This window comes from Subtercola boreus (genome assembly GCF_006716115.1).
GTDB lineage: Bacteria > Actinomycetota > Actinomycetes > Actinomycetales > Microbacteriaceae > Subtercola > Subtercola boreus.
On record NZ_VFOO01000001.1, the window covers coordinates 506,461 to 522,446 of the forward strand.

General features: G+C 69.4%; 13 protein-coding genes. 8 read left to right on the forward strand and 5 right to left on the reverse strand.

Features of this window, described 5'->3' with window-relative positions:
- Nucleotides 1–46 precede the first annotated feature (46 nt).
- Nucleotides 47–1,420, reverse strand: coding sequence for an L-serine ammonia-lyase (locus tag FB464_RS02460; RefSeq protein ID WP_116415265.1), 1,374 nt, complete (start codon nt 1,418–1,420; stop codon nt 47–49).
- Nucleotides 1,421–1,482: 62 nt separating this feature from the next.
- On the opposite strand from FB464_RS02460, the gene FB464_RS02465 reads away from it, so the two are divergent.
- From FB464_RS02465 to FB464_RS02480, 4 genes are all read left to right on the forward strand, one after another.
- Nucleotides 1,483–2,010, forward strand: coding sequence for a metallophosphoesterase family protein (locus tag FB464_RS02465; RefSeq protein WP_116416648.1), 528 nt, complete (start codon nt 1,483–1,485; stop codon nt 2,008–2,010).
- A gap of 372 nt (nt 2,011–2,382) precedes the next feature.
- A complete protein-coding gene (locus tag FB464_RS02470) occupies nt 2,383–3,426 on the forward strand; it encodes an AAA family ATPase (protein WP_116415264.1) in 1,044 nt (347 codons plus the stop codon).
- Nucleotides 3,427–3,510: 84 nt separating this feature from the next.
- Entirely contained in the window at nt 3,511–4,863 is a 1,353-nt protein-coding gene (locus FB464_RS02475) for a DUF58 domain-containing protein (RefSeq protein ID WP_142206594.1), read from the forward strand.
- A complete protein-coding gene (locus tag FB464_RS02480) occupies nt 4,860–7,313 on the forward strand; it encodes a transglutaminase TgpA family protein (protein ID WP_116415262.1) in 2,454 nt (817 codons plus the stop codon). The genes FB464_RS02475 and FB464_RS02480 overlap by 4 nt, the downstream gene beginning before the upstream one ends.
- Before the next feature lie 55 nt (nt 7,314–7,368).
- On the opposite strand, the gene FB464_RS02485 is transcribed toward FB464_RS02480, so the two are convergent.
- Nucleotides 7,369–9,204 (reverse strand): glycoside hydrolase family 15 protein, encoded by a 1,836-nt coding sequence (locus tag FB464_RS02485; protein ID WP_116415261.1) that lies wholly within the window; start codon nt 9,202–9,204, stop codon nt 7,369–7,371.
- Between the two features lie 59 nt (nt 9,205–9,263).
- Here FB464_RS02485 and FB464_RS02490 point away from each other — a divergent pair, with 59 nt between their 5' ends.
- Genes FB464_RS02490 through FB464_RS02505 form a run of 4 tightly spaced genes read left to right on the forward strand, consistent with a single transcriptional unit; the run spans nt 9,264 to nt 12,994 of the window.
- Nucleotides 9,264–10,418, forward strand: coding sequence for an acyl-CoA dehydrogenase family protein (locus tag FB464_RS02490; RefSeq protein ID WP_116415260.1), 1,155 nt, complete (start codon nt 9,264–9,266; stop codon nt 10,416–10,418).
- Nucleotides 10,415–10,948 (forward strand): gamma carbonic anhydrase family protein, encoded by a 534-nt coding sequence (locus tag FB464_RS02495; protein WP_116415259.1) that lies wholly within the window; start codon nt 10,415–10,417, stop codon nt 10,946–10,948. The genes FB464_RS02490 and FB464_RS02495 overlap by 4 nt, the downstream gene beginning before the upstream one ends.
- A complete protein-coding gene (locus FB464_RS02500) occupies nt 10,945–12,222 on the forward strand; it encodes a glycoside hydrolase family 3 N-terminal domain-containing protein (RefSeq protein ID WP_246092885.1) in 1,278 nt (425 codons plus the stop codon). Before FB464_RS02495 ends, FB464_RS02500 begins: the two co-directional genes overlap by 4 nt.
- A 49-nt stretch (nt 12,223–12,271) precedes the next feature.
- Nucleotides 12,272–12,994 (forward strand): SOS response-associated peptidase, encoded by a 723-nt coding sequence (locus tag FB464_RS02505; protein WP_116415258.1) that lies wholly within the window; start codon nt 12,272–12,274, stop codon nt 12,992–12,994.
- 43 nt (nt 12,995–13,037) lie between these two features.
- Here FB464_RS02505 and FB464_RS02510 read toward each other — a convergent pair whose 3' ends face one another.
- The 3 genes from FB464_RS02510 to FB464_RS02520 are packed head-to-tail and all read right to left on the reverse strand — an operon-like array spanning nt 13,038 to nt 15,942.
- The gene (locus FB464_RS02510; RefSeq protein ID WP_116415257.1) at nt 13,038–13,475 is read right to left on the reverse strand and encodes a MarR family winged helix-turn-helix transcriptional regulator; all 438 of its coding nucleotides are present in this window, start codon (nt 13,473–13,475) and stop codon (nt 13,038–13,040) included.
- A gap of 9 nt (nt 13,476–13,484) precedes the next feature.
- Nucleotides 13,485–15,227, reverse strand: coding sequence for an MFS transporter (locus FB464_RS02515; RefSeq protein WP_246092887.1), 1,743 nt, complete (start codon nt 15,225–15,227; stop codon nt 13,485–13,487).
- 43 nt (nt 15,228–15,270) lie between these two features.
- Complete coding sequence (locus tag FB464_RS02520) at nt 15,271–15,942, reverse strand: Pr6Pr family membrane protein (protein WP_116416645.1); 672 nt, start codon at nt 15,940–15,942, stop codon at nt 15,271–15,273.
- Between the last annotated feature and the right edge of the window lie 44 nt (nt 15,943–15,986).

The window sequence follows — 15,986 nt, forward strand, 5'->3', positions numbered from 1 at the left end:
CTGCCGGTCCTCAGCACCCCGTCGGCCCTCAGCGCCCTGCCGGCCCCTAGCACTCGACGACGTTCAGCGCCAGGCCACCGCGCGACGTCTCCTTGTACTTGTCCTTCATGTCCGCGCCGGTCTCCCGCATCGTCTTGATCGCGGCGTCGAGAGAGACGTGGTGTTCGCCGTCGCTCCGCACAGCCATCCGGGCTGCGGTGATCGCCTTCACCGCCCCGACCGCGTTCCGCTCGATGCAGGGGATCTGCACGAGCCCGCCGACCGGGTCGCAGGTCAGGCCCAGGTTGTGCTCGATGCCGATCTCAGCCGCCATCTCCACCTGCTTCGCCGAACCGCCGAGCACTTCGGCAAGCCCGGCTGCGGCCATCGAGCAGGCCGATCCGACCTCCCCCTGGCAGCCCACCTCCGCACCGGAGATGGAGGCGTTCTCCTTGAAGAGGATGCCGATCGCCGTGGCCGCGAGCAGGAACCGCACTACGTCGTCGTCGCTCGCACCCGGAACGAACCGCACGAAATACGAGAGCACCGCGGGGATGATGCCGGCCGCCCCGTTCGTCGGAGCGGTGACGACGCGCCCGCCGGCCGCGTTCTCCTCGTTCACGGCGAGGGCGAAGAGGGTCACCCACTCCATGGCGCGGAGAGGATCCTGCAGGTCGGGGTTCTGCTCCAGCTGGGCCAGCTGCGCCGCCGCCCGGCGACGCACCCGCAGCCCACCCGGCAGCGTTCCGGTGGCCGCGCAGCCGCGCTCGATGGTCTGCTGCATGACCTCCCAGATGTGCAGCAGGCCCGACCGCACCTCTGCCTCGCTCCGCCAGGCAAGCTCGTTCTGCATCACGATGTCGCTCACCCGGAGGCCCGTGCGCTCGCACAGGTCGACGAGCTGCGCGCCACTGGTGAAGGGGTGCGGAACGGGCGTCGGATCGTGGACGAGGATCGTGCGACCCGCTTCGTCCTCGTCGAGCACGAAGCCGCCGCCGACGGAGAAGTACTCGCGCTGGTCGATCAGAGCGCCGTCATCCCCGAGGGCAGCGAACCGCATCCCGTTGCTGTGGAAGGCGAGGCGCTCCCGGCGGTGCATCACGATGTCCTTCCGCCAGTCGAAGGGCACCGGATGTTCGCTCGCGAGCATCAGCGACCCGCCTTCCGACTGGCGCTCGACCGTGACGTCGGCCGTCAGGGGATCGACCAGGTGCGGCTGCTCGCCCGAGAGCCCGAGCATCACCGCCTTGATCGTGCCGTGGCCGTGCCCGGTCGCCCCGAGGGAACCGAAGAGGTCGACGCGCACCGATCGCACTGAGGTGAGCCGGTCATCCTGCTGCAACCGAGAGATGAAGAGGTACGCCGCGCGCATCGGGCCGACCGTGTGCGAGCTCGACGGGCCGATGCCGATGGAGAAGAGGTCGAACGCGCTGAGGCTCATGGGCGGCCAGTTTACGCTCCGGCAGCCGTGCTGCCCCGGAGGCCCTGACGTATCGTGTGCACGTGACCCGTCTCCTTCTCCTGGCCGACACCCACCTCCCCAAGCGCGCCCGCGACCTGCCGCCTGAGGTCTGGCAGGCGGTGGATGCCGCGGATGTCGTCTTCCACGCCGGCGACTGGGTCGACCTCCGCACGTACGAGCGGCTCACCGCGCGTGTCGCCGCGGCCGGCGGCCGGTTCGTCGGGGTCTGGGGCAACAACGACGGGCCAGAGCTCAGAGCGGTGCTGCCCGAAGTCGCGACACGGGATGTCGGAGGCCTCCGCTTCGCGATGACCCACGAGACCGGACCGGCCACCGGCCGCGAGGCCCGCGCCGATGCCGCCTTCCCCGACGTCGACGTGCTCGTCTTCGGCCACAGCCACATCCCCTGGGACTCCGTCACGCCCGGCGGCCTCCGCCTCCTCAACCCCGGCTCGCCCACCGACCGCCGCCGCCAGCCCTTCTGCACCTACCTCACGGCCACGGTCGCCCCCGCCCCCGCCCCCGCGGTCCTCACCGACGTGACCCTGCACCGCCTCCCTCCCCGCTGACTCCACCACCCGCATCACGAATCCGAAACACCACAAGTTGTCGCTCCGACTGCACCAGAACGACAACTTTCAGCGTTTCGATTTAGTTCCGGCTCGGTGTGCGCGCTCGAGAGGCGTGCCTGGCTGATCTCCGGCGTGGCGCGTCTGGGCGCGAAGAACGCCATTTAAAGCGCGAAACTCGGCTAGTCCACCGTCCGGAGGGCTGCCGAGTCCACTTTGCCGCGCTAGTGCACGACACGGTGAGACTCCATCACGTTCTGGATGCACTGGTCCAGCGCGGAGGCGGTGGCTGGGGGCTGTGGCAAGGGGCGTTGCGCTGACAGTTACTCAGGCTACAATCGGGCGCACCAGTGCCGAAAAGCGGGAGCAGCTATGACAGACCGGGCCACCAGCAGAGCAGCCGAATCGTCCGGAGCGAGCCAGGCCGACCTGCAGCAGAACGGCGACATGGAGGAGTTCGGCCGCCTGTCGGCCGCGATCCTCGCGAACCTGCGAATGGTGATCAACGGCAAGGACGAGGTCGCCGCCCTCGCGCTGATCGTGCTGCTCTCCGAGGGTCACCTGCTCGTCGAAGACGTTCCGGGTGTCGGCAAGACGACCCTGGCCAAGGCTCTGGCCCGTTCGGTCGGCTGCACGGTGAGCCGCATCCAGTTCACGCCCGACCTGCTGCCGTCCGACGTGACCGGCGTCTCCATCTACAACCAGCACGAGCGGGAGTTCGAGTTCAAGCCCGGCGCCATCTTCGCGAACATCGTCATCGCCGACGAGATCAACCGCGCCTCGCCGAAGACGCAGTCGGCGCTCCTGGAGTGCATGGAGGAGCGCCAGGTCTCGATCGACGGCCAGACCTACTTCCTCGAGCCGCCCTTCAGCGTCGTCGCCACCCAGAACCCGATCGAGATGGAGGGCACCTACGCACTCCCCGAGGCGCAGCGCGACCGGTTCATGGTGCGGGTGTCGATGGGGTACCCGGATGCCCGTGCCGAGCTCGCGATGCTGCACAACCGTGAGCAGCAGAGCCCGCTCGACCAGCTCGCCGCCGTCGTCACCCGCCAGCAGCTGCAGCGCATGATCGAGACCGCCCGGAATGTCTTCGTCTCCCCGGCGGTCGAACAGTATGCGGTGAACATCGCCCAGGCCACGAGGCGGGATCCCGACATCCGGCTCGGCGTGAGCCCCCGCGCGACCCTGCACCTGGTTCGTGCTGCCAAGGTCGCCGCGGCCCTCGACGGCCGGGAGTTCGTGTTGCCCGACGACATCGATGCGCTGGTCGTGCCGGTGCTGGCGCACCGACTGCTGCTCACCCGACGTTCGCTCTCCGACAACCGCGTCGGCGGGGTGGCGGCGCACGACGAGGTGCTGCGCCGCATCGTCCGGAACACCCCCGTTCCCCTCGTCGCGGCGAGGATGGCGTAGCTCGTGCCGGCAGCCCCTGCTGTGCCAGCGGAATCGGCTGGACTTTCCGTGTCGGCTGGACCTTCCGTGTCGGCTGGACCTCGTGTGTCGGCGCCGAGCGGCCCGGCCGCCCTGTTCGCCTTCCTGCGGACCGAGGTACCGCGGCCGACATTCCGCGGCTGGGGGTTCCTGGTCGCCGGCATCGTGCTGCTCGTCATCATGAACGTGCTGCAGCGCCGTGACCTCAGCTTCGTCGCGCTCTTCGTGCTCGCGCTGCCGGTGCTCGCGGCCGTGGGCGTCTCGCTGTACCGGTTCCCGCTCATCGTCGACCGACGGTTCACGCCCGAGCTCGCCGCGGCCGGCAGCCCGGTGGAGGTGCGGCTGCTCCTGCAGAACCGCGGCCTGTTCGGCACGCCCGAAGCGGTCTGGTTCGACGACGCGGCAGCACCGCTGGTCGCCAGCGCGCGGGCGCCTCTGCCTCGGCTCCGGCGTTCGGCGGGAGGCTCCGGCAGTGGCTCCGGCTCCGGCGGCGCCAGCGGTGGCAGCGGCGGCGCACCGACCACCTTCGGCTACAGCCTCGAAGCCCGTCACCGCGGCGAGCACCTGGTGGGGCCGCTGACCGTGCTTCTCTCGGACCCGTTCGGCATGGTCATCCGCACCGTGCGGATCGGCCGCCCCGACCTGCTGACCGTGACCCCGTCGACGGTGCCGCTGCCGCGCGGGGCGGTGAGACTGGCCTCCGGTGCGGGTTCCGCGCCCGCCTCGCGCCAGCTAGGCGGCGCTGGCGAGCAGGATGTGATCTCCCGCAAATACCAGACCGGCGACTCGATGCGGCGCGTCAACTGGTCGGCGACGGCCCGGTTCGGCGAGTTGATGGTGCGTCAGGATGACCAGCAGAACGACCAGCATGCGGTGGTCATCCTCGACTGCGCAGCCACCGGTTACGCGGCTGCCCATCACCGCTTCTCGCCTGAGTTCGAGTGGGCGGTCTCGATGAGCACCTCGATCGCGCTGCACCTCCTCGGCGAGGGATTCCAGGTGCGGCACATCGACGCTGTCGGGGCGCGGTTCGACCCGTCGTCACCCGAAGAACTGCTGCTGCACGCGGCCCGCACGACGGTCATCGAACCGGAAGCTGACACAGATTCTGCTCCGACAGGCGTCGACTACCGGCTCGCCGTGAGCCGCACCGAGTCCGCCGCGGGCGACCTCCCCCCGCTCTTCGCCGTGGTCGGTCGACTCGACGACGCCTCGCTGCACTCGCTCGCGAGCTCCGCCCGGTTCTCCTCCGGCGCTGTCGCGATCATCGTCACCCCGCCCGGCGCAGCGTTGTCGACGTGGGCCGTCGCCGAGCGCCAGACCCTCGAATCGGCCGGCTGGACGACCCAGGTCATCACCTCCGACGAAGCCCCCTCCGCCGCGTGGGGCACGGTCGACGGCGAGAGGCTCGTGCTGTGAGCGGCACGCGCATCCGCCCCTCCTCCCGGCGGCCCGGAGGCAGCAGACTCACCGGCCGTCGGGGTTCCAGCGACGAATTCACCCGGGCCTGGGCCGGATTCGACGAAGCCAGGGCGACACCCGCCGGCACGACCCCGCGGGGCCCGGTCCACAGTGACGGGGTCGGCAGAGCCGACGACCACGACCGCCTCACCCGCACCGAACCGGGCCGCGCCGGCCAGGCTGCCGTCTCGCCGATCCTCTTCCTGCTGATCATGCTCCCGGTGGGCGGGCTCGCCCCGCTTCTGTCGGGGTCGGGCTGGTGGTGGAACACTGCCCTCGTCGTCGCCCTGGTGCTCGGAGCGGCGCTCCTCGTGCGCCTCCTCCCGCTCCCTGCCGCTGCCCCACCGATCGCGGCCCTGGTTGCCTGGGCGATCACGGTCACCGTCATGTTCGCGCCGGGCGACGCCCTGTTCGGCTTCCTTCCGACCCTCGGCACGCTCGACACGATCCGTTCCGGCCTCGCCGACGCGGGGGAGTCGATCGCCCTGCAGAGCGTCCCCGCCGACCCCGTGCAGCCGATCGTGCTGCTGCTGGCCCTCACCGTGGGGCTCCTCGCCGTGCTCGCCGACTCGCTCGTCTTCGGGCTCCGGATGCCGGCTCTCGCCGGTCTCGTGCCCGTGTCGATCCTGGTCGTGCCCTACACGGTGCGCCAGCAGGAGTTCGACATCGTGCTGTTCGTCGTTCTCGCCGCGACCTACCTGCTGCTGCTCTTCGCGGCGGGCCGCTTCGGCATCGGCCTCCGCCTCCGGCAGGGGGAGAACATCCGTGCCGGGCGGAATGCCGGGCGCGCCGTGCTCTCCGGTGCGCTCGCCGTGCTGCTCGCCTGCTTCCTCCCCGGGGTGACGCCGGGGCTCACGCCCGGCTCGTTCCGCCCGGCCCAGTCGGCGCAGCTGCCTTCGGTCTATTCCAGCGGTGTGGATCCGTCGATCCAGCTCAGCCAGGACCTCCGCCGCACGAACCCCGTGCTCTCCCTCACCTACAGCACGACCTCGGCCTCGGGCCTCTATCTGAAGCTCGTGAACCTCTCCGATTTCACCACCAGCCCCTGGCAGCCCGAAGACCTCTCCGAAGCGGCGCCGCTCGGGTCGGGCTTCGCCGCGCCCGACGGTCTCTCGGCCGATGTCGCCATCCAGCCGGTCACCACCGACGTCTCGGTGACGGGGCTCCGGAGCGACTGGCTGCCCGTGCCGTATCCCGAGACCGACGTCACGGGCCTCGACGGCGACTGGACGGTGAGCCCGGGCAGCCTCACGGTGACCGGCGACAACACCAACACGACAGGCCAGGACTACTCGGTCACGAGCCTGCTCGTACAACCCACCCCCGCGCAGCTCGCAGCTTCCGCCTCCACGGTTCCGGATGCCCTGCAGAACTACCTGCGGCTGCCGAGGTCGATCTCCCCGATCATCCGCAACACCGCCCTAGAGGTGACGGGCAGTGCGGCGAGCAACTACGACAAGGCTGTCGCACTGCAGAGCTACTTCACGTCGGGTGCGTTCGAGTACTCGGTCTCGGCGCCCGTGGAGGGCCACTACGACGGGGGCAACTTCGCCGCGGTCGCCACGTTCCTGTCGGCCAAGAGCGGGTATTGCATCCATTTCGCTTCGGCGATGGCCGTCATGGCGCGTACCCTCGGCATCCCGTCGCGCATCGCGATCGGCTACCACCCGGGTGGGGCCGGAACGCGCGAGTCAGACGATCTGACCACGTTCCAGGTCTACAGCGACCAGTTGCACGCCTGGCCCGAGCTCTGGTTCGACGGCATCGGCTGGCTGGCGTTCGAGCCGACTCCGGGCCTCGGGCTGACGCCACCGGAGTACTCCCTGCCGAACTACACCGGAGCCGCCGCCACGGCCCCGCTCCGGGACGGTGCCACCTCGTCGGCGGTGCCCACGACCCCGCGCGCGGCCCCCCAGCTCGACAGTGGCGACGTTGCAACCAGTGACCCGCAGGTGCAGGCGGCCCAGCAGGGCCGCGCCTGGCTGATCGCGGCCGGCATCGCGGTGCTCGTCATCCTGCTCGCGCTCGTGCCCGCCGGGTGGCGCCGGCTCCGTCGACGGCGTCGCCTCGCCGCGATGATGGTGGATGACCGGCCGGCCTCGATCGGCTGGCAGGAGGTCAGGGACTCCGCGAAGGACTACCGCTTCGAGCTGCTGGACGGTGAGACGGCCCGCGGTTTCGCGGCCCGACTCGGGTCTCTCTACCACATGCCCGCGGAGCCGATCGAGGAGTTGCTCGTCGCGGTCGAGCGTGAACAGTTCGCGCGGCCCGGCACGGCGGGGCAGCCAGACCGCCTGGTGTCAGACGTCGAGCAGATCATCCGTGCGCTGAGTGCGCAGGCGAGCACAGCGGATGATCGGCGGGCGCTCCTCCTGCCCACGTCGTTGCTCGGCCGTCCCGGGCGCTGACGCCGGCCGCCGCCCGCCGGCCGCCGCTCCCCGGGCCCGCGCCCCGGGCGTTCGGCTACCGCAGCGAGTCGCTCTGCGCCGCCTCCGGGGTGCCGGAGGCGTGGGCGCTCGCCGTCCGCGCGGTGGTGGTCAGGGCGTCGGCCGCACGTACGAGGGCGAGGTGCGACAGCGCCTGGGGTGTGTTCCCGGCCTGGCGGTGGCCCGTGATGTCGTACTCCTCGCTGAGAAGGCCGACGTCGTTGCGGAGCTTCAGCAGGTCATCCATCAGCCGGCGGCCGTCTTTCAGCCGGCCGCTCCGCGCATACTGCTCGACCAGCCAGAACGAGCACGCGAGGAACGGGTACTCGCCCGCAGGGAGTCCGTCGACGCCGGTCTCCGTGCGGTAGCGGAGCAGCAGCCCATCGTGCAGCAGCTCCTGCTCGATGCGGGCGACGGTCCCGAGCATCCGGGGGTCGTCGGCTTCGACGTAGCCCACCTGGGCGAGCTGAAGCAGGGAGGCGTCGACCGCGGTGCCGCCGAAGACCTGCGTGTAGCAGCCGAGCTCGGCGTTGTAGCCCTTCTCCTCGATCTCGGCACGCACCTGCTCGCGGAGGCGACGCCACTTCTCGACCGGGCCGCGGAGGCCGAACTGCTCGACACCCTTGACGCCCCGGTCGAGCGCCGCCCAGACCATCACGCGCGAGTGGGTGAAGAACTGGTCCGGCCCGCGGATCTCCCAGATGCCGGAGTCGGGGCGTTCGAGATTCGATTCGACGACTGTGAGCAGCGCTCGCTGCAGGGCCCAGGCGTCCTGGCTGGCCTGCCCGGTCTGCACGCGTGAACGGTGCAGCGCCACCATCACCTCACCGATGACGTCGGCCTGGTACTGGTCGACCGCGCCGTTGCCGATCCGCACGGGGGAGGCCCCGTTGTACCCGGGCAGCGACGTGATTTCCTGCTCCGGCAGCCAGCGCTCACCCGCCAGTCCGTACATGATCTGCACGTCGTTCGGGTCACCGGCGATCGCGCGGAGGAGCCAGCCGCGCCAGGCATCCGCCTCGCCGACGAAGCCGTGGTCGAGCAGCACGGTGAGGGTGAGCGAGGCGTCCCGGAGCCACACGTAGCGGTAGTCCCAGTTGCGCTGCCCGCCGAAGCTCTCGGGCAGGGAGGTGGTCGCGGCGGCGACGATGCCGCCGGTGTCCTCATGGGTGAGCGCGCGGAGCACGAGCAGCGACCGCATCACTGCGGCGTGGTACGGGCCGTCCTGGGCACTGTTCGATCCCCAGTTCTCCCACCAGTCGAGGGTGTCGGCCAGCGCGACATCCACATCGTTCGGTGTCGGCGTCGGGCGGTGCGACGGATACCAGGTCAGCACGGTGTCGACAGTCTCGCCCTCCGTCACGACGAACTCGCGGCCGTGCGAATGGTCGGTGGGTTCGAGCTCCGGCCCGCGGACCACCAGTGCATCGGGGCCGGCGATGGCGACGAGGTCGGAGGCACCCTCGGGCGTGGCGATCTGCCGAACCCACGGGATGGCGGTGGCGTAACCGAACCGCATCCGCAGGTCGACCGTCATCGGGACCGACCCGGAGATGCCCCTGACGCGGCGCATCAGGTCGGCCCGCCGGTCGCCGTGCGGCATGAAATCGGTGACCTCGACCACGCCGGTCGGGGTGGTCCAGACGGTGCTGAGCACGAACGTGTTCCCGACGTACTGGCGGTGCGAGCGGGCCTCCGGATGCTGCGGGGCGATCTTCCACCGGCCGTGGCTCTCGTCGCCGAGCAGGGCGCCGAACGTCGACGGCGAGTCGTAGCGCGGCAGGCACAGCCAGTCGATGCTGCCGTCGTCCCCGACCAGGGCCGCGGTGTGGCAGTCGCTGATCAGGGCGTAGTTCTCAATCGGGAGGGCCATGTGACCATCTTGCACGACCGGCCCGCGCGCGGCCCCCCATTGCGGTTTAGTCTTGTTCGGTGACACCGGACACCCTCCTCGACGACGAACTGCTGCAGGTCATCCGTTCGCGCGCCGCCGGCTACGACGCCTCGAACACGTTCTTCGCTGAAGACCTCGACGACCTCCGCGCTGCCGGTTACCTCCGGATGTTCGTGCCGACCGAGCTCGGTGGGCACGGTTTCGGGCTGGAACGCGTGGCCCGGGAACAGCTCCGCCTCGCCACGGCGGCCCCGGCGACGGCGCTCGGCATCACCATGCACCTCGTCTGGACGGGCGTGGCGAAGACGCTGCTCGACCGCGGGGACTGTTCGCTCGAGTTCGTGCTGCGGGAGGCGGCCGCGGGAGAGGTGTTCGCCTTCGGCAACAGCGAGGCGGGCAACGACCTCGTGCTCTTCGGATCGACCACCCGCGCCGAGCCGCAGCCCGGCGGCGCGTACCGCTACTTCGGGCAGAAGATCTTCACGTCGCTCTCGCCCGCCTGGACCCGGCTCGGCATCTTCGGGCTCGACGACTCAGACTCCGGGCATCCGCTGCTCGTGCACGGCTTCCTCGATCGTGCGGCGGGCGGGTACGAGATCCTCGACGACTGGGACACCGTCGGGATGCGCGCAAGCCAGAGCCGAACGACGGTGCTCGACGGCGCCGAGGTGGCCGCGGACCGGATCGTGCGGAAGCTCCCGGCCGGCCCGAGCAGAGACCCGTTGGTGTTCGCGATCTTCGCCAACTTCGAGATCCTGATCGCCGCCCTCTACACCGGTATCGGCGAGCGGGCCCTCGAGCTGGCAGTGCTCGCCGCCCACCAGCGAAAGTCCCTGAAGAACGATGGCCGACCCTACTCATCAGACCCGGACATCCGCTACCGCGTCGCCGAGGCTGCCATCGCGCAGGACGGTCTCTACCCCCAGCTCGACGTGCTCGCGCGGGCCGTCGACGACCTCGCCGACCTCGGGGCGTCGTGGTTCCCGCGGCTCGTCGGGCTGAAGCTCCGGGCGACCGAGAACGCGCGGTTCGTGGTCGACCAGGCGCTCCGTGTCTCGGGCGGGCGGGCGCTGTCGTCGGCGAGCGAGCTCGGCCGGCTGTACCGGGACGTCGTCGCCGGTATGTTCCATCCCTCCGACCCCGAGTCTGCGCACTCGACGGTCGCCAACGCCTGGTTGGGGCCTCCCGAATGACAGCTTTCCCGAACATCCTCCCGCTCGACGGGGTCACGCCTGTCGTCGATGCCTCGGCCTGGATCGCGCCCACCGCCCTGCTCATCGGCGACGTCGCTGTGGCTGCCTCGGCGAGCGTCTTCTACGGCGCCGTCGTGCGCGGGGACACCGCCCACATCGCCCTCGGCGAGGGGAGCAACCTGCAGGACAACGTGGTCGTGCATGCCGACCCCGGCTCTCCGGTCTCGGTCGGGACAGACGTCAGCGTCGGGCACGGCGCGGTGCTGCACGGCTGCACGATCGGCGACCGCACGCTCATCGGCATGAATGCGACCGTGCTCAACGGGGCGCAGATCGGTGACGACTGCCTGGTCGCTGCGGGCGCGCTCATTCTCGAGAACACCGTCATCCCGAACGGATCGCTGGTGGCCGGGATGCCCGGGAAGGTGCGGCGCGAGCTCACCGACGACGAGCGGGCCTCCGTGAAGGACAACGCGGTGCGTTACCGGTCGACGGCGGCGCGGCACCGGCAGGCCGTGGGAGGGGAGTGACGGCGCGGGTGCTCCGGAGGCCGACGACCTGGGCCGCGCTGGTCGCCGGTGCTGCGCTGGCAGTTTCGCTCGGTGGATGCTCGGGCGAGGGCCAGGCGGATCCTGCGGCGGGCGCGCCGCCGGCGGCCGCGCCCTCCGGTGCCGCTGTCACCGGTGTCGAGACGTCTGCACCGACACCGACACAGACACCAACACCGACACAGACACCGACACCGACGGTGTCGGCCACCCCTCCTGCCAGTCCCGCGGAGCTCGATGCTCTGTATGCCTCTACACGCATGGACTCGATGTCGCTCGATGCCAAGATTTCCATGATGTTCATGGTGCAGGTGCCGGGCACCGACCCCGCGCCGATGGCGGCCTACCTGGCGGCGAACGGCCCGGGCGGCTTCCTGCTGCTCGGCAACAACGTGCCGGGCTCGGCGGAAGCTCTCCGCGCGCAACTCGCCGGGGTGGAGGCGACAGCCGGGCTGTCTCCGCTCATCTCGATCGATGAGGAGGGCGGTGACGTCGCCCGCCTCGGCCAGGACGTCTTCCCCGGCGCCGATGAACTGAAGTCCCTGCCCGTCGAGGCGACGACCGACTCCTTCAGCCAACGCGCGGCGCTGCTGGTGTCGGCGGGCGTCTCGGTGAACTTCGGCACCGTCGCCGACGTCACCGCCGACCCGGGCTCGTTCATCTTCGACCGGGTTCTCGGAACCGACCCCGCCTCGGCCGGCGCGCGGGTCGCTGCGTCGGTGTCCGCCGAGAACGGATCGGTGTTCAGCACGCTGAAGCACTTCCCGGGACACGGCGAGACGAACGCCGACTCGCACACGAGCATTCCGGCCACCGACCTGTCGTTCGACCAGTGGCAGGCTCGGGATGCACCCCCCTTCGCCGCAGGCGTCGAGGCCGGCGCGTCGCTGGTGATGTTCGGGCACCTCGCCTACTCGAGTGTCGACCCCGAGCCGGCCTCGCTCTCGGCGCGCTGGCACGAGGTCCTGCGCAGCGAGCTGGGCTTCACCGGTGTCGCAGTCACGGACGACATGCTGATGCTCCAGGACTCGGGCCTGCCCGAGTTCGCCGACCAGTCGGCGAATGCCGTGCGGGCCGTGTCGGCGGGTAATGACATGCTGCTCTACAACAGTGCGATCGACATGGCACCGCCGGTCGCGGCGATCCGCGCGGCTGTGCAGTCCGGGCAGTTCAGCGAAAAACAGATCGACGAGTCGGTGGTGCGCATCCTGACGCTGCAACGGCAGCAGTGGGAGCGCACGCACCCGGCCAGGTGATGGGCGGGCCGGTTGTAATCGGGTTGACGAGTGGAAGGCAGGGCAGCGCATGTGCGGAAGGTTCGCCATGAACAAGGAGACGGATGACCTCATCCTCGAGTTCATCGCACGCGGTGGCCGGGCCGAGGACTGGCGGCCGAGCTACAGCGTCGCCCCGACAGACGAGGCCCCGATCATCCGGGACCGCGTGCCGAAAGACGAGACAGGCCAGCCGGGCGAGACGGTCGAGCGGGAACTGGAGCTCGCAGCCTGGGGGCTGAAGCCGGCGTGGTCGAAACCGGGTGGCCCGGCTCCGATCAACGCGCGGCTGGAGTCCGTCGCGACGAACGGGATGTTCCGCGGCGCCTTCGCCTCGCATCGCTGCATCGTTCCGATGACCGGTTACTACGAATGGCAGCAGCAAGACGACGGCAAGCAGCCGTACTTCATCCACTCCGACGCGGAGGTGCTGGCCGCCGCCGGGCTCTACAGCGCGCGGAAGGTGGACGACGCATGGAACGTCACCTTCACGATCATCACGCGCGAGGCACGGGATGCCTCGGGGGAGGTCCACGACCGGATGCCCGTGTTCCTGCAGCCCGACCTCTGGACGCAGTGGCTCGACCCCGCGAAGGTGACGGCGCCGGATGCCCTGCTGCACCTGCTCGAGCTCAGCTCGGCCTCGGTGGCGCGGTCGATCACGACGTACCCCGTGGCGCGTACAGTGAACAATTCGCGCACACTCGACGCAGCGGACCCCGCACTCATCGAGCCGATCGAACTGGCGGGCTGAGCGGGCTGAGCGGGCCGCGAGCCCGGGTTGGCGGGCTGGGGGCTCAGCTGCGGTTCGCTGCAGCCGCCTCGAGCGCCGGCAGCGCCTGCGCGAGGGTGCCGATATCGTCGTCGGACTGGTCGGAGAGCAACTGCAGTACCCGGTTGGTGCGGGCGAGGCGCGCCTTCGCGACCGCTTCCACACCCGACTCGGAGGCGCGGAGGAGGAACGACCGGCCGTCTGCCGGGTCGGGTTCGCGTTCGACGAGGCCCCGGTTCTCAAGATCGGCGACGATCCTGGTCATCGTGGGGGCGGCGACGTTCTCGAGCCGCGCGAGGTCGCTCGGGCGGAGCGGACCGGCGGCGTTCACGCTCGACAGGGCCGAGAGCACCCCATTGCTCAGTTCGTCACCGACGGGGCGGATGCGGCGATTCAGGCGGCTGATGGCCAGCAGGAGGCGTTCGGCCACCTCGTGGCGGTCGATGCTGGTTTCGTCAGGCATTTCTCGACTTTACACTGAGCGGGTGGACGGCTGCGGGACGCTCGCCCCCTTCTCGGGAACGGCCTCCTCGACGTGCACGTACCTGGAGCCACGGGTGATCGACATCACCGCGGCGATGACCGACATGGCGGCGGCGACCACGAAGACGAGCACGAGACCGTCGTGGAACGGACCCGACAGCAGTTCGGGGAAGAACGTCTGGCCGGTGAGGGTGGCCGAATTCTGGGCCGACAGGCTGCCGAGGACTCCCGTGGGGCCGAGCAGGCTCTCGATCGGGTTGTAGCCGAGGAAAGCGGCGAACAGGCTGCCGACCGGGGGAGTCTGGCCGATCTGCGCCGCGATGTTCGCCGGCACACCGTTCTGGCTGAGGCCCGCCGTCATGGCTCCCGGAAGGGAAGAGGAGAGCCCGGCGATCATCAGCGAGAAGAACACTCCGATCGAGAGCGAACTGCCGGCGTTCAGTGCGGCGCCCGCCATTCCCGAGGCCGAACCGCGCTGGTTCGCGGGCACGCTGTTCATGATCGCGGTGCGGTTGGGCGAACTGAAGAGCCCGGAACCGATGCCGCTGAGCCCGGTGATGAGGGCGAACTCCCAGTACTCGAAGTTCACCGGGATGACCAGCAGGGCGAGGAAGGTGGCGGCGTTCAGCAGCAGGCCGGTCGTCGCGAAGGCCCGGGCGCCGAAGCGATCCGAGAGTGCCCCCGACAGCGGTCCGGCGATCAGGAAGCCGATGGTGATCGGCAGCAGGTAGATGCCTGCCCAGAGCGGGGTGTCCTCGTACGAGTAGCCGTGCAGCGGTAGCCAGATGCCCTGAAGCCAGATGATCAGCATGAACTGGAGCCCACCTCGCCCGATGGCAGCCAGGAGCCCGGCGAAGATGCCGCTCGTGAAGGCCCGGATCTTGAAGAGGTGCATGTTGAACATCGGGTTTGCCACCCGGAGTTCGATCATCACGAAGACGACGAGCAGAGCGAGGCCTCCGATGATGGCCGCGAGCACCCACGGATTCAGCCAGCCCATCGTCATGCCGCCGTAAGGCTGGATCCCATAGGTGATCCCGGCGAGCACGGCCGTGAGGCCGACCGCGAAGGTGATGTTGCCGGGCCAGTCCACCGAGCTCTTCGTACTGGTGCCGACCTCGTGCAGCGACTTGTACGACCAGATCGTGCCGATGATGCCGATCGGAACGCTCACGAAGAACACCGCGCGCCAGTCGACCACGGCGAGCAGTCCGCCGACGATCAGGCCGATGAAGCTGCCGGCGATCGCAGCGACCTGGTTGATCCCCAGGGCGAACCCGCGTTTGTTGACAGGGAACGCATCGGTCAGGATCGCGGTCGAGTTCGCGAAGAGCATGGCCCCGCCGACGCCCTGCACGACCCGCCAGACGATGAGCCACATCGCGCCCGCTCCGGCGCTGTACGGGTCCAGGGCAAGGGCGATCGATCCGGCGGTGAACACGATGAAGCCGATGTTGTAGATCTTCACGCGGCCGTAGATGTCGCCGAGCCGACCGAAGGTGACCACGAACACAGCCGTCACCAGCATGTAGCCCATCAGGATCCAGAGCAGGTAACTGACGTTGCCGGGTTCCAGCGGGTTCAGCCCGATCCCCTTGAAGATGGCGGGCAGCGAGATGATGACGATCGACGAGTTGATCGTCGCCATCAGCACGCCGAGAGTGGTATTGCTGAGCGCGACCCAGCGGTACCTGGGGTGATCCTTGGTGAACAGGGCAGTACGAGAGGCCACAGGATGCTCCGGAGTCAGTAGGGCACTTATTAGTTGCTTTAGCCTAACTAACTATAGTGCGCCTGCGGCTGATCCAGATCGTTCCCGCACCGATCGCCGTGATGACCAGGGCGATGAGGATCACATAGAACGTCACGGAGAGGTAGCCGTTCGCCGACGTCGCCGGGTTCAGGAAGGGGTACGGGTACCACTCCTTGCCGGTGGCGCTGTCGATGGCCAGCGGCCCGCGGACCAGGGTGTAGACCACCCAGACGATCGGGAAGGACAGGATCGCCCAGAGACGCTTCCAGTTCAGCGGCACCCGCCCCGGGGCGAACAGCCAGTCGAGCAGCAGGTAGATCGGCGCGATCACGTGCAGAATTTCGTTCGACCAGGCGAGCGTCTGTCCCTGGGGGAGTGCAATGCCGCGGAGCAACAGGTTGTAGACGATTCCGGTGGTCACCATGTAGGTGACCACGGCTGCGCGCACAGTGGTGAAGAGCACGGGATCGGGCGACACGCGGCGCACGACCAGCGCTGCCCCGACGACGAGCACCACGATGCTGGCCGCGTTGGAGTCGATCGTGAAGAAGCTGAAGAAATTGACCACCACGAAACCCACCGATGCAGGGTTCGCCTGGTTGGCGAGATTCGCGGTGTGGGCCAGCTGGCCCACAATGGCGGTGGCTATGGCGGCTGCGACCAGGATGCGCAGCACGCTGAACAGGAGCTTCATGTCCACAGCATAGGACGCGGTGGCGTGCCGGCGTGGTGTCCCAG

Excerpts from the sequence above, each read along its gene's own strand:
- FB464_RS02505 (WP_116415258.1), top strand. The coding sequence starts at position 12,272 with ATGTGCGGAAGGTTCGCCATGAACAAGGAGACGGATGACCTCATCCTC.
- FB464_RS02470 (WP_116415264.1), top strand. The coding sequence starts at position 2,383 with ATGACAGACCGGGCCACCAGCAGAGCAGCCGAATCGTCCGGAGCGAGC.
- FB464_RS02510 (WP_116415257.1), bottom strand. The coding sequence starts at position 13,475 with ATGCCTGACGAAACCAGCATCGACCGCCACGAGGTGGCCGAACGCCTC.
- FB464_RS02460 (WP_116415265.1), bottom strand. The coding sequence starts at position 1,420 with ATGAGCCTCAGCGCGTTCGACCTCTTCTCCATCGGCATCGGCCCGTCG.
- FB464_RS02520 (WP_116416645.1), bottom strand. The coding sequence starts at position 15,942 with ATGAAGCTCCTGTTCAGCGTGCTGCGCATCCTGGTCGCAGCCGCCATA.
- FB464_RS02485 (WP_116415261.1), bottom strand. The coding sequence starts at position 9,204 with ATGGCCCTCCCGATTGAGAACTACGCCCTGATCAGCGACTGCCACACC.
- FB464_RS02495 (WP_116415259.1), top strand. The coding sequence starts at position 10,415 with ATGACAGCTTTCCCGAACATCCTCCCGCTCGACGGGGTCACGCCTGTC.